The 15248-nt window shown below is 35.4% G+C and carries 8 protein-coding genes and 1 pseudogene; 7 read left to right on the top strand and 2 right to left on the bottom strand.

What is annotated here, in order from left to right; translation table 11 throughout:
• Positions 1-597: 597 nt before the first annotated feature.
• A complete protein-coding gene (locus B3P23_RS21395) occupies positions 598-1170 on the bottom strand; it encodes a hypothetical protein (protein WP_293929488.1) in 573 nt (190 codons plus the stop codon).
• Between the two features lie 989 nt (positions 1171-2159).
• Between B3P23_RS21395 and B3P23_RS21390 the strand changes: the two genes are divergently transcribed.
• The 3 genes from B3P23_RS21390 to B3P23_RS21380 all read left to right on the top strand — a co-directional run bounded on the left by B3P23_RS21390 (position 2160) and on the right by B3P23_RS21380 (position 4593).
• Complete coding sequence (locus B3P23_RS21390; protein WP_293929486.1) at positions 2160-2384, top strand: helix-turn-helix transcriptional regulator; 225 nt, start codon at positions 2160-2162, stop codon at positions 2382-2384.
• A gap of 445 nt (positions 2385-2829) precedes the next feature.
• Positions 2830-3675, top strand: coding sequence for a GIY-YIG nuclease family protein (locus B3P23_RS21385; RefSeq protein WP_293929484.1), 846 nt, complete (start codon positions 2830-2832; stop codon positions 3673-3675).
• A gap of 165 nt (positions 3676-3840) precedes the next feature.
• Positions 3841-4593: a hypothetical protein gene (locus B3P23_RS21380; RefSeq protein ID WP_293929482.1), complete on the top strand. Its 753-nt coding sequence runs from the start codon at positions 3841-3843 to the stop codon at positions 4591-4593.
• A gap of 100 nt (positions 4594-4693) precedes the next feature.
• Here B3P23_RS21380 and B3P23_RS21535 read toward each other — a convergent pair.
• A pseudogene (locus B3P23_RS21535) lies at positions 4694-5225 on the bottom strand (transposase); the annotation flags it as partial.
• A gap of 594 nt (positions 5226-5819) precedes the next feature.
• On the opposite strand from B3P23_RS21535, the gene B3P23_RS21375 reads away from it, so the two are divergent.
• The 4 genes from B3P23_RS21375 to B3P23_RS21360 all read left to right on the top strand — a co-directional run bounded on the left by B3P23_RS21375 (position 5820) and on the right by B3P23_RS21360 (position 15246).
• Positions 5820-7034 carry an exonuclease SbcCD subunit D gene (locus B3P23_RS21375; RefSeq protein ID WP_293929480.1) on the top strand — a complete coding sequence of 405 codons (1215 nt, stop codon included), beginning with the start codon at positions 5820-5822 and terminating at the stop codon, positions 7032-7034.
• 1 nt (position 7035) lies between these two features.
• Positions 7036-10770 (top strand): AAA family ATPase, encoded by a 3735-nt coding sequence (locus tag B3P23_RS21370; protein ID WP_293929478.1) that lies wholly within the window; start codon positions 7036-7038, stop codon positions 10768-10770.
• A gap of 24 nt (positions 10771-10794) precedes the next feature.
• Positions 10795-12954 (top strand): AAA family ATPase, encoded by a 2160-nt coding sequence (locus B3P23_RS21365; RefSeq protein ID WP_293929476.1) that lies wholly within the window; start codon positions 10795-10797, stop codon positions 12952-12954.
• A gap of 63 nt (positions 12955-13017) precedes the next feature.
• Positions 13018-15246, top strand: coding sequence for an AAA family ATPase (locus tag B3P23_RS21360; protein WP_293929474.1), 2229 nt, complete (start codon positions 13018-13020; stop codon positions 15244-15246).
• Positions 15247-15248: the final 2 nt, after the last annotated feature.

The following is a 15248-nucleotide window of genomic DNA, read 5'->3' as shown; positions in this document are numbered from 1 at the left end:
AACCTATTTCAGTATAAGACACGTTTGGTGTTTTACTGCATTTCTTCGACTTTTCTTCGACCTTTGTTCTAGCCTTGTTCTACCTTCCCCTGAGTCTCCTTCGAGTGGGCTTCGACTCTCCCTGCACGTACGTCGAAGCCCAGTCGAAGCCACCTCGGAGCCCACTCGAAGCGACCTAGAAGATGGGGCGAAGTTGGTCAGGAAAAGACTGGAAGCAAATCCATCTGGACTTTGCCCCTCTGCTTCTGCTCGGATTTTAGGCGACTGACCATCGGGCACTTGTCGGTTAGTAGTTGTACCAAAATCGAAGGTATACGAACTACTAAAATCGTCATTAGTTGCTTGTGCAATAGTATTTTTTAGTGCGTTTTGAGTGGCAGTATATGCTGCCTGATTTATGCGCAATAGCACACCCTGCTTTGCAGGCTTAAATAGCTTTTGGAGATATCCAAAAAGCTTGTTGATATATAGCTTTTTGATGTTCATTTTGGTCTTTTTTTTATCAAGTTTCCCTGCTCCGTTTGATACCGAGGGTTGATCAGGTCATCAATTTTATCCCTCGGCAGCATCCGGAATTCACAGGTAGAAACTATCTTTTTACTTTTCTAGTGTTAATGTCGGTTTTTTGCGCATGATCATGGTGATCTGCTCGTCCCAGATCAATTCTACGGATTTGCCATCTTCCCCGATCGGTCTACTTTCTTTCACTATCGATAGCTTCTCAACGTTTACATCCAACTGAAAGTGCTGGTTGAAGTCGTTGATGATCCGTTGTTGGTATTCCTCCCTTTCGGTACTGGCGGGCACGGTGAGCTCATATTCATATAAATGCTTACCGCCGTAATAGCAGCTTCTACAGGGAATATACTTTACGCGGTCTTCACCTAAAACGATGATCTGCTCTTTCGGAAAGTTACTGGGCAGCCCAAGGGCGTAGAGATAGCACTCATAAACGGCCATGCACACAAAATTGATCCGCAGTACATCATTACGGGTGCCATGCAGCACAGAAATAAATGGACTGATATCTTTTTCCGAAGGAACCAGCAAAGAATAGTACCGTTCCTTTGGACGTTTGTCTACTATAGCCTTGGGCACATAGGGCATACGACCTCTGGATCTAGTCAGTGTAGCATTTTTCAATGCTGTTTTGGGTAAAAGTGTAGTCATAATCGGTTTTTTAATAAATGGGACGCACTTTTCACTCAAAAACGAAGACAGTTCTCTCTCTGGGGACAGCGCACAGCTCTCCCGATTGCAAGATTTTTGCATTGTTTAAAGGTTTAAATTGGCTCCCTTAAATCCCTAATTTTTGGCCATAGTTTGGGCATTAAGGAAACCTTTTAAAAAAAATTAAATCAAGAAAAATGCAATTTTATATCGTCGTCAATTGGCTATAGAGTGGTCTTCTTATATTGCATTATTTGTTAAAGGATAAAAAACCGGCTTGTTATCATTGTTATACAATAAATTCAATTTTCACATCAATTTTTGAAAATCTGCATTTAATTACTACATTTAAGTGTCAAGTTAACGTAAGCAATAGTGCGAGAATAAAGAACGGATGAATTGTGAAGATTAACCACAAGCCAGTAAAAGCTATTAATAGAATAAACTAAAGCCCCTATTTCATTAAAAAGGAAGTACAGCTATACCTTTTTTCTTTTAATTGGCTTTTTATCTTAGAAATACTCTTTATTCCGGAGCTCGGAATATGTTCTTATTAGGGGGATTGACCGACCTGAGACTTTGATCCTGGATCACGTCTAGATGGGTTCTTTTTTTGGTTTTTAATCGTTCTATCATAATTTTAATTGGTTTATGATGAACAAGTCTAAAATGAAAGGATGGGCTTGCTCCATCACTCTTTTCACTAAAGCCTTGACTTTAGCTCAGCCCTAAAGAAGATTCCTTAGGTGATACCCGAAAGTGACTTCACAGCAAGGCCCATCCCTACGTTGATATACAAATATATACTATCCGTAGGAAATGAGCTAATCTTACTGTCTCTTTCTCGGGTATCAATCGAAAAGTTAGAGACTCGTTCAGTTAATTGGATTATCCAATTACAGCTCAAACAAAATGAATTAGTTATTTACTAATCATATACAAATATACTAAAGTTGATTTTAAATATCAACAATAATTTTAAAAAAATAATGACAGAAAATAAAATAAATAGAATAGCTGAAGTTTTAGAGGAGAAAGGAATGAAGAATAATGATCTTGTAATTCATTTCAACGTTAAGAAAGAAACCGTTTCGAGGTGGGTAAATAACAAACAACAACCTACCTTGAATACACTTAACGATATCGCTAGATTTCTTCAGGAAGATGTAAGAAATTTACTATACCAAAGCGAATGGACAAAAAATAAATTATAAATAAGCAAGATAGCGTATGATTCAAAATTAGATAGAGTTTTGAGTCTAAAAAAACTGGATTTCTTCACTTGTGACATCGTATCAATCGCAAATTCACAAAATTACTAGGGCTTAAAAGCCTTTTAAGAACTCTATAGAGATTAAAAGCTAAGATGTATAGATTATTGATTGAGAATTGTGATTATAGCAAATTAATCTTAAACTGCGATTCTAAATGGAAAGAATCAAGTCAGAAAATACCTTGAGCTTATATAAAAAATCCCTGAAGATTAATTAAAAAGCAGGAGGATCAGTTGGAACTAGATATTGAGATGGCCAAAATATAGTTTAAGATTAAAAATATATGTTTATTATCTTGAGTTCAAGAAAAACTTATACTGACATCTCCTTTAATTTGACGAAAATTCTAATTTCACAGAATCATAACTAAAAGATCTAATACATTATGATACTACATGAAGCAATAGAAAAACTCTTAAGCCAGACAGGACTGCCAATGACTGCAAGAGAAATTGCAGACGGATTGAATAGAAATAAATGGTATGTTAAAGGCGATAAATCTCAAATTAGAACAAGTCAAATTACTGCAAGGGTTGACGATCATCGCGAACTTTTTGAAATAGACCGTTCAACATCGCCGCTTAAAGTAAAACTAAATGGCACACAGTTTCCTAGAAAAGAAAAACTTGTATCTTCCAAATTGGTAACATCAACAACAGCTATCAATACCACACAATCTTCATTATTTAACAGTTCATTAATTGAAAAGATGCTGATTAATGAAAAGAATTTTAAGAGTGCTGGAATTATTGACAATTTAGTTTCTACAAATTCAGGACTGTATTGTATTCGTATAAATGACATTAGCAGACTTCCATCACCATTCAACATTGCTTTAAGAGATAGAGGACACAATATTATTTATATTGGAGTTGCAAGTGAAAGTTTGCGAACTCGATTTCTTCATCAAGAGCTTCGAGCAAGAGGACACGGAACATTTTTCAGAAGTATCGGTGCAGTGCTTGGATACCTTCCCCCCAAAGGATCGCTTTTAACAAAGAAAAATAAACGCAACTACAAATTCTCTAAAACAGACGAACAAAAAATCATTAAGTGGATTAATGAAAACCTAAAAGTAAATTGGATTGAATTTAATGACGACTTTGAATCTTTTGAAAATGAATTAATAAATAAACACAGACCTTTAATCAACATTGCAAATAATCCATCGGCTCTTCAAGAACTGTCGGAATTAAGAAAGTTGTGTGTACAAATTGCAAACGAATTATGAAAACCGAACGATTTGTGGAATAATTAAAAGCGTAATATTTTATTAGTAAATTATTTTGCTGAGCCTGAATTTGAAAAAGAAATTTTACAGAAACCTTACCGATTAGAACTTTACTGACTGAATTGAAACGTGTTATGTGCAAGATAAACAAACAACACTAAAACTATGAATAAAATCCTTTCAACAATGAGTATTATCTCTTGTCTGACAATTATGTCTTGTTCTCAAGGCGATAAAACCACAAGGAATGAAAACAAAATTTCATCAACTCCGAAAATTGAAACTTCACCTACATTCGGAATAAATGGCGAAGATATTCCCATCAGACAAAAGCCAAGCGACAAAGCCGACAAAGTAATAAATGTGAAAGCTACTCAAGCATTAGGAGAAACTCAATATTGTGAGGTTGACTACTCAGCTAAAGTTAAAGTGCTAGAAAAGAAAGGTGAATGGGTCAAAATTAAAGTGGTTGAGCCAGACTGGCTATCTGACACATATATCGGGTGGATACCATCTAATTTTTTGATAACTGAAGCAGATCAAGAAAAACAGTCGATAGGAACTTTAAGTCAAACTGACTATGAAATTTTAAAGACTGAACATAATTCAGCAGTAGAGAATTATCACGTTTTATTAAAGAAAAAGGATTTCGAAAAAAACTTTGTATATCAATTCATTAAACAGTTTAGGAAAGAAAACTGTAAAGGCAACTGTAATGTGAGTTTATACGACAATAAATCAATTTCAAAATTAATTGGAATTTATCCCCTTCCTGATAAAGACTATTTGCAAATGGCAGACCACATAATCTCCATTTCTACATTCGATGCAACTGAAGTTAGAGATTGGTATCCCTACCAAGATTTCCATTATAAAGACTTGGGTGGTAAAAATTGGAAGAAGGAACCAATAAAATAACCCTGCGCATCACAAAATATTGTCAAAAGCGGATCATTTATACATAATTAAGAAATCTGGAGTGTAACTCAAACTGGGTCATTGGATAATTAACCTAATTCTAAAAGCTTCTATGCAGCTTGAGCGTATCTCCAAATTTAATATAAAATTGAGATACGCTCAAGCCCCATTTGTGTATCGGTATTGTCTACTTTTCAGATATACCCCTTATTATCAGATACATAAGAGCTTACTCAGAATTGAATACAACCTCTTTAAGTTTATTCATTCGTGTTGTTTTAGAGTTAGTCCCGAGCTAGCTTTGCTAAGGTTTGGTAATCTTTTGTATCTGACAGTGAATGCCTTCAATCGGACTGGTTGTGTAAATAACCTTTCGCACCTGACTCTCGTATTCAAGATATCTAGCAAGATTGGTCCATTTATTTAACCATAATTTTGCCACTAATGGATACTTTTATCACCACTTTTCTTCAAACTGCACGAGATTATCATATACGATTTCCTCATTTAAGGATTTGTAAACTGGCTTCAAGTCTTACACTACTGCTTTTTTATCTTTTTCAGTTACATACTGCTGATACTCTGAAGACGATACATAATTGTACTTTAGTTTGTGGAAAGATAATCTTTAGCACAGCAAATATTTACAACCACGGATGGCATGTCGAGGTATTCTTCAAGTACCTAAAAACAAATTTTAAACATATCATCCTTCCGTTGATAACTTTTAAACTTCGGTAATGATTTAAATATGTATCTCACTGATCAGCATATTATTTCTAAGATATTTTCAATATATATATTTGAAATCTGTCCAATCTCATGGGATTTATTTGGATGAATTTATTCTTCAAAATTAATATGTGGAAATTGATATATCCATTTATCCGGAAGCAAGCAAAATAAAGAAATGGTAAAATGCCTTAATTTCCGACCAGAGTATAATATGTCAAATGAAACATTATAATTTATTTAGGAAGTATTTGAACAAAATTATGGTTTCCCATAAAAGAATAAAAATTAGACATCCTATCTTAGCAAACATTAACTGAAAACATAAGTTACGAGGATAATTTAATAAAACTACTAGGATAATGATAAAAATATTTCTAATATAGATTGCAATTATTATATTGCAATAGATTATTAAACTACAACAAACCCTCTCAAAGTCGTAAAACGACAAATTTGACGAGGATATTTTATGATTTAGCCAATTATTTGAAATGAAATTTCTTCATACTGCAGACTGGCACATTGGTCAGTTATTTCATGAATATGACCGCACCTATGAGCATCAAAAGTTTTTAGATTGGTTAGTAGAAACATTATATAACGAAAAGATTGATGTACTGCTTATTAGTGGTGATGTGTTTGATATATCAAATCCGTCAGCTCAATCTATTAAAATGTTTTACACCTTTTTGAATCAAGCTACTTCAAAAAACCCAGATCTACAAATAATTATTACAGCTGGAAATCATGATTCTGCATCACGTCTTGAAGCTCCAAAGCCATTACTCCTATCTTCAAAAATTCAGATTATAGGATTAGTAGAAAAAGATATCGAAGGAAAAATCGATTTCGAAAAATTGGTTGTTCCAATATATGATCAAGATGGAAAGACCAAGATGTACTGCCTTGCGGTACCATTTCTACGTATGGGGGACTACCCGTTTATACCTGACTGTTCGAATCCTTACACCGAAGGAGTAACGGCTTTATACAAAGAACTATTCGAATATCTTCAAGGTATAAAACTAGATAATCAAGCCATTATTGCTATGGGGCATTTACATACGCACAATGCTGAAATAACCGAGCTAGATAAAACAGAAAGGCTGATCATGGGTGGTGTAGAATGTATTCCGGCGACTGCTTTTCATCAAGATATAAAGTATGTTGCTCTTGGACATATTCACAAAGCGCAAAAAATTGGGGGCAAAGAACATGTGCGTTATGCTGGTAGCCCCTTACCTATGTCCTTCTCCGAAATTAATTACAAGCACCAAGTCGTCGCATTTGATCTCGAAGACGAAATGCATAACCTAAAATCGATCGATATACCACTGTTTGTACCGCTGTTGAGGGTTCCGTTAAACCATAAACCTTTACATGATGTCATCGCTTTGCTTGAACAACTACCTACTTCTGATGAAGCTGACAAAGCTACAATACCTTATCTTGAAGTTCGTGTATTTTTAGAAGGTCCTGAGCCGGCGTTGCGGCAAAAAAAAGTGAGACTTGCGAAAATTGATGTGAGGTATCCAGACTCGGAAACGTTGGAACATCAATTAATTCCTCCAGAGCAGTTGCAAGAATTACAGCCGATTGATGTATTTGGAAAAATATATCAAACAAGATATAACAGTGTCGTACCCGAAGATATCCTAAATCTTTTTCAACAAGTAGTGGAAGAAGTTAATCAAACATCCGAGTAGAATGAAGATATTAGCTATAAGAATTAAAAACCTGGCTTCACTAGAGGGTCTGACAGAAATTGACTTTACTTCCGAACCATTATCCTCCGCTGGCATATTTGCTATTACAGGAGCTACTGGCGCTGGAAAATCTACGATATTAGATGCCTTGTGCCTTGCACTCTACGCAAAAACACCTCGGTATTTGCAGGCTAAAGAATCTGGTATAGAAATTAGAGATGTCGAAGGCAGTACGCTCAATCAGGGTGATGTACGGAGTATTTTGCGTGATGGTACCGCGGATGGCTTTGCTGAAGTAGATTTTGTTGGTATTGATGAACAATATCATCGTGCTACCTGGAGCGTAAGGCGTGCGAGAAATAAAGCGGATGGTAGCATGCAATCTGATGCTGTGGCGTTGAAAAATATAACTTCGAATATCGATTTTCCAGCGAAAAAAGCTGAAACGTTAAGTGAAATTGCAAGGTTGGTAGGTTTAAATTTTGATCAGTTCACTCGGTCTGTTTTACTAGCTCAAGGCGATTTTACAGCTTTTATGAAGGCTGACAAGGGCGAGAAAGCTTCCTTGCTTGAAAAGCTAACTGGAACTCATATTTATTCTGAGATTTCGAAAAAGATTTATGAAAAATACAAAGCAGAAGAAATGCTGTTGCGTGACCTTAATCTTCGTAAAGAAGGAATTATCACACTCAGCGAAGAAGAATTGAAGGCGCTGTCAGATGAACAGGAGACACTGGAAATTGAGATCAAAAGAGTAGAAAAAGAAATCGAAATACTAAATGCAGAAATAGGCTGGCACGAACAGCTCGCTAAACTACAAGCCAATTATGATCTAGCGTACACAGCATTAAATGTTGCAACGGAGGTTCAAAGCTCTGCCTTGTCACGCAAACAAAAACTGAAAACTGTTGAGCAAGCACAACAAAGCAAAAGTTGGGCCGATGCCTTGAAATATGCTCAACAGCAGCATGCTGACAAAACAACAGCCCTCGCACAGATAAAAGCAAACATAACTGTCCTACAGGATGAAAAAGAAAAGCTTAAAAATCAGTTGGACGTAGCCGAAACCAATCTTTCAGAAAAAAACAAAGCGCTAAGCGATGCCCTTCCCCTACTGGAGCAAGCTAGGCGACTCGACACCCTGCTTTCGGAAAAAAAACAACAGGTAGAAAAACTTAAAGAGGAAGCTGAAAATTCTGTTGAAGTCAATAATCAACATCAAATCCAATTGAAGGCTAAACAACAGGAGTTTACAAACCTTGCTGATCAAATACAACATATCACCGACTGGAAAGCAGAAAACAAAGACCGAAGCACGATTGCGGAAAATAAAGACCTCATCTTGTCGAAACTGCAAGATGCGCAGCAGTTTTTGGAAATTTTGAAGCAATCGTCCGCTATCCTGGCTCAAATACAGGATATAATCGATAAAAATGAAGCCAAAAGGTCGACGATAGAGCCTAATTGGAAGCAACAGGTAGACGGCCTGGAAATTTTAAAGAAAAACTATGATGTGCTATCCAAAGAGTTGCTATTAACGCCTATCGAAACTTTAAATGTTAATAAATCCGAAACAGATCAACAAGTAGAATACACCATAAAAGCGCAGGCCCATTGGCAACTGTTTTATGATGCACTTACAGAATTGGAAGCACTGGACCAAAAACAGGTAACAGACCAGTCAGATCTTCAAACAAAACAGGAAACTTTACAAAAATTAGCTCAACAGCTACCATTAGAAAAGGCACAAAGAGATACGGCTCAGCAGCTTCTGCAGCAGGCGCGCCTGGCATCTACAGAAAATGTAGAAACATTGCGGGAGGCTTTAGTGGATGACGAGCCTTGCCCTGTATGTGGAAGCAAAAGTCATCCATATGCGCTGCATAATCCGCAATTGGAAAATGTACTAGTGCAACTGGAAAAATCCTTCGAGGAAAAAGACCACAGTTATCAGGCGAGCCATAGTCAGCACATAGCCCTGGAACAAGAAAGCAAGATGCTACAGCAAAACATCCAACGTCAAAGTGAAGAAATTACGGCAAAGCAACAATCATTAGCTTCTAAAAAGCAAATTTGGGAACAATTTGATATCGCCGAGGAAAGTATGGCTATATCTGATACAAAAAAAACAGCTTGGATAGAAGAAAAATTACAGGATCTTAAAATCAAACAGGGCGATCTGCAAGCGCAAATACAGGCTTATACAGAGAAAAAGCAACAAATAGAAACAGCCAAAAAGAAAATAGACCAACTTAAAGAAAATACCGATGGCCTTGCCAATCAAATCAAAGACATCCAAAGCCAGCTTGCGGTTTACAAGGAGCAGCAAGGCAGCCATACGAAAGATCGAGATAAGGCAAATAGTGATTTAGACAGTGTTGAACGACTCCTCTCCCCCTATTTCACCGTTCCAGACTGGATGAAAAATTGGAAAACTGCACCGATAGCTTTCGTAGAGCGTATTGAAACATTTGCCCGCGATTGGAAAGAAAAAACTGAAAGAATGGAGCAATATATCCGCCAAAATGCAGCACTCGAAGCCACGCTTAACCAACTGGAAAACCAAGCTAAAAGTCTTGCTTCAGATGTCAGCAAAAAAACGGAATCTCATGTTGCGCAACATAAAGTCTATTTGGACTTATATCAAGAGCGCAATTCCCTATTTGGAGGTCAATCTGCAAGCGAAACTGAGACCAAGCTAAAGCAAGCCATAAACGATGCTCAGCAGCAACTCGAGCAGCTTAAAATAACCAGGGAACAACTCAATATCAACAGCACCAAAGCCCAAACCCAATACGATGAATTGGCCACTTCATTAACAGCTTTAGAAGCCGAAGCTCAAAAAGCGTTACAAAAAATGAAGGGTTGGCTTGACGATTTCAACTTAAAGAACAATCAATCGTTAAATATGGAAGCACTCCATGATTTATTGTCATTGAGCAACGATTGGATTACTACAGAACGTGGAAAATTACAAACTATAGACGAGGAAGCAACCAGAGCTGGTAGCGTTCTTTCGGAACGGAGACATGTTTTCGACATCCACAAAGAAAATAGTGTATCCGACCGACCAGTTGAGGAACTCATAGATCTTAATGTGGCTGCAAAATCAACATTAGAACATAATAAACACAAAAAAGGGGAAAACAGCTTCCGCAAACAACAAGATGCACAAAATAAGCAGAGTATTGGTGACTTGTTGAAACGTATAGCGGCACAGGCATCTATCACCGAAAACTGGAGCAAACTGAATGAAATTATCGGTGCGGCCGACGGTAAAAAATTCCGTCAGATTGCCCAAGAATACACGCTCGATGTATTACTGGGATATGCCAACATTCATTTGCAAGCACTCACCAACCGCTACAAAATCGAACGGATACCTCTTTCACTGGCTCTACAAGTCGTAGATCAGGATATGGGCGATGAAGTACGTACTGTCTACTCTCTTTCGGGGGGCGAATCGTTTTTGGTTTCGCTTGCCTTGGCTTTAGGCCTTGCTTCTTTATCGTCGAGCCGCATGAAAGTGGAATCTCTATTTATTGATGAAGGTTTTGGTTCGTTAGACCCAACCACGCTCAATATCGCCATGGATGCTTTGGAAAGGTTGCACAATCAGGGTCGTAAAGTAGGTGTCATCTCCCACGTTCAGGAAATGACCGAGAGAATTCCCGTGCAGATTAAAGTGAGCAAGCAGCAAAGCGGGAAGAGTATGGTGGAAGTTATCAATTTATAACTTATTTATATAAACCTAAAGAATATGCATATTTCAAGTATAAAAATAAAGAATTACAGAGGTATAAAATCTGATGAATTGGATACTTCAATTTTTACTTGTGTTATTGGAGAAAATAACGCTGGTAAATCAACTATACTTTTAGCAACAAGCTTGTTTTTTTCAGGCAGCAGTTTAAGTAAATCTGACTTTTATGATGAAGAAGAACCGATTGAAATTGAACTCACTTTTTCAGAGATAAATGACGGAGACATAAATCGACTATCTCCTGATCACAGAGACAGAATCAAAGAAGTAATCATTGAAGACAAATTAACATTAACTCGTTTTTATAATACAGACGGAAAATCTGATCTTCTCTGTAGTCGTCTTGCTCCCAAAGAAGGAAGATATGGGAAAGATGTAGTTGGAGCAATAATGAAAGGAAAAAAAGGGAAGGAAATTTCACAATCCGTTATTGAGATATTACCTCAACACAGCGAGAAATTTGAAGGCCTAACGACACAAAAAGATATTTTTGCAAAACTAGATGAGATAATAGCTGAATTACCTGCTGACCAAAAGGAAATGAAACTTGCTCCTTTACCTACTGGTATTGAAAATAGCATTAAAATTCTTTTACCCGAGCCAATATACATAGCTGCAGTTAAAGACTTGAAAGACGACATAAAATCAAAAGAATCAGCAACTTTCGGAAAACTCTTAAGTATTCTAATGAGATTTTTAGAAAGCTCGGAACATTTTGAAAAAATAACCGATTCATTTGATGATTTGCATAAATTACTTAACGTAGTTAGGGAAGCTGAACAGATTACAGACAATAGAATTGAAAAATTACAAGATATAGAAAAACAGATTGGTTCATTCCTCTCGGAAAATTTTCCAAAATCAAAAATAGAAATAGAAATCCCCAAACCAGAGTTAAAACAAGTATTTACAAATGCTAGATTACTTATAGATGATGGAGTAAGAGATATTATTGAAACAAAGGGAGATGGTATTAAACGAGCTGTAACTTTCGCATTACTGAGAACATTTGTTGAACAATATAAAGAACAACGAAAAGAGGCTTCAGCTATGAAAAAAGTTGATGAAGAAAATCAAGAAGATGCCGAAACTGCTATTGAAATAAGTGAGCAACCTTATCTTTTTCTATTTGAAGAACCTGAATTATACCTCCATCCTAGCGCTCAAAAAATATTGTTTGCGGCATTAGAGAAACTGACCGAAGTAAACAATCAAGTTTTTGTTACTACCCATTCTCCTATGTTCTTCTCTCCAAACTCTACTGGTACGTTTGTTAAGGTTATTAAAGAATATCCAGCAGACGGAAAACCTTATGGAAAGTTTTTAACGATTAATCTTTTAAAAGAAATAGCAGCAAAAGATGCCTTTCAGATAATATGTTATGAAAACAATACTGCTGCTTTTTTCTCTAGTAAAGTATTATTGGTTGAAGGCGATTCAGATATAATTTATTTGAAAGAAACAGCAAAGTTGTTAAATCCAGAATGGGATTTTGATGCTAATAACATTCCAATTATTTCAATAAATGGAAAATCGAATGTCAAAAGATTTACTGATTTCTATAGCTTTTTTCAAATAAAATGTTTCTGTATTGTTGATTCTGATGCTTTGATTGATGGCTTTGAAAAATTTACGGTCCCAGAAGAAATAAAAAAACACAGGGAACAGCTGTTGAGTGTACTTGATAAAATAGCTGACGAACAAGGAACACAGGCCGATTTACCAGCAAGTAAAATAAAAGAGTTAGTAAGAAGATATTCATGGAAGGACCGATATAATAAATTAAAAGAACTAGGGCTAAAAATAAAAGCTGGTGAAGCTTTAACTGAAGAAGAAGCGTTGGAAATTGATTTTCTATTCATAGAAGAGGAAAATAATCTCAGACGAAGAGTATTTACAGATAAGGCTATAGATATTCCAGAAAAATATTCTCTATTAGCAGCATTAAGATCCATTGATATTTTTATCCTTTCTCATGGAGCTATAGAAAGCTACTATCCAGAAGGAGTTATGGGTGACGATAAACCAACGAAAGCATTAAATGCTGCGGAAATCCTCAGAGGCCATGAAGATTGTAGACTGCATTTACCAACAATTAAAATTGATAATGATGAGGTGTGCGAATTAGAAATAATCTTTGAAAAAATCTTTTCCTGAATTAAGTTAATCAACCTTATAAAAATAGAATACAATAATAAGACAACTTTAAACAGCTAAATTATGCTCAATTCAATAACTATTAAGGATATCGCAACGTATGATTCCACAGGGATAAAAATGGAAAATCTTAAAAAGATTAACTTCATATATGGTGCAAATGGATGTGGAAAAACAACACTATCTAAATTCATATACGACAGTTCAAATCCTATATATGCTACATGCAATCTTGAGTGGAAAGGAGGATTGCCTGTAAATGTACTTGTCTATAATAAAGATTTTCGTGATAGAAATTTTGGAAAAGGAAAAATAGACGGAGTTTTCACGCTTGGGGAAGCTACGAAAGAAGAAATTGAAAAAATTGAGAAGATGCAAAAAGATTTGGCTGAACTCAAGACAAAAGGAATTGAAAAGAAAGCCAGCCTAGATAAACAAGAGCTAACAATGCTACAAGAAGAGAATGAATTCAAAGAAGTGGTATGGGTAGATGTTTACAAAGAAAATGAGATTGATTTCAAAGAGGCATTCAGAGGATTCTTAAAAAAAGATACTTTTAAAGATAAAATATTATATGAATATGAGAACAATAAAGAACCATTACTAACATTTGAGGAACTAAAAGAAAAAGCGCAAACAATATTTGGTTCGACACCAACAACAATAGCCAATATAACTTCGATTGTATTTAAGGATCTTCTTGAAATGGAAAATGATAAAATATGGAAAAGAAAAATTGTAGGTAAATCAGATGGGGCAATTGCAGGATTAATACAAAAATTAAACCTTAATGACTGGGTTAACGAAGGTAGAGATTACATAACAGAAGATGAAATATGCCCTTTTTGCCAACAAAAAACTATTAACGAAAATTTTAAAAAACAACTTGAAGACTATTTTGATGAAACATTTACAAGAGACATCGAAAGAGTTAAGTATGTATCAATAGAATACAACAGGAATTCTCAAAATCTTCAAAATCTTTTAGAACAAATGGAAACTCAAGAAAAAGAAAAGCCTGATTCCAAGCTTAACATTGAGTCGTTCTCAGCCTCATTAAAAACACTATTAAATCAATTTGCCATTAACAAAGAGCTATTAAGTAATAAAGCCAAAGAACCTAGCAGGAGCATAGACTTAACATCAACAAAAGAGCAATTAGAAGCCATTCAAAAAATTATTGATGATGCTAACATTGAGATAAAAGCGCATAATGCTATTGTTAACGACTACACAAACCAAAGAAATAATTTAATTAATTCAATTTGGAAATATCTGATTGAAGGACATCACGGAACGATTGACGCATTTGTAAAAAAGCAACAAGGATTATCAAAAGGAATTGAAGTAATACAAAAACAGCATAAAGAACTTAGGGAGAAATATTCCGAATTAAATAAAAAAATAAAAGAGGCTAATAAAAATATTACCAGTGTACAACCTTCTGTCGATGAAATTAATCGAATATTAAAATCTTACGGTTTTCTAAATTTCGAAATAGTGCCATCTCCAACCGAACCTAATCAATATCAAATTCTAAGGCAAGATGGCACTACAGCTGAATCTACATTAAGCGAAGGAGAAGCAACCTTTATTACATTTCTTTACTACCTGCAGCTAGCAAAAGGTAGTACTCAAGAAGATAATATAACAGAAGAACGAATTCTAATTGTAGACGATCCTATCTCTAGCCTCGATAGTAATGTACTTTTCGTTGTTAGTTCATTGATAAAAGAAATCATAAAATCAATTAAAAACAATCTCGGTAGCATAAAACAAATGATTTTACTCACTCACAATGTGTATTTTCATAAAGAAGTATCTTTTGTAGATGGAAGAACACCAAAAAATGGTAACACAAATTTTTGGATTATACGAAAGAACAACAACTTATCTAGTCTTCAGTCTTACCAAATGGAAAACCCAATCCAAAGTTCTTACGAACTACTTTGGAGGGAATTAAAGAATACCCAACAAAACTCAGGTATCACAATTCAAAATACAATGAGAAGAATTATAGAAAATTATTTCAAGATTTTAGGGAAGTATGCCGATGATGACCTCATTAAAAGTTTTGACAATCATCAGGAACAGGAAATATGTCGTTCATTAGTTTGTTGGATAAATGATGGTTCTCATGGATTGCCCGATGATTTATATATAGAACAACAAGAAGCGATGCTCGAAAAATATCTTGAAGTATTTAAGCAAATTTTTGTCAAAATGGGGCATGAAGAACACTATAAAATGATGTATAGAGAATCTGAAGAAGGTCTAGCAATCGTGGCATAACT

The organism is Sphingobacterium sp. UBA6320 (assembly GCF_002440335.1).
Classification (GTDB): domain Bacteria; phylum Bacteroidota; class Bacteroidia; order Sphingobacteriales; family Sphingobacteriaceae; genus Sphingobacterium.
Note: the sequence above shows the minus strand (reverse complement) of the source record. Positions and strands in the feature narration are given on the sequence as shown.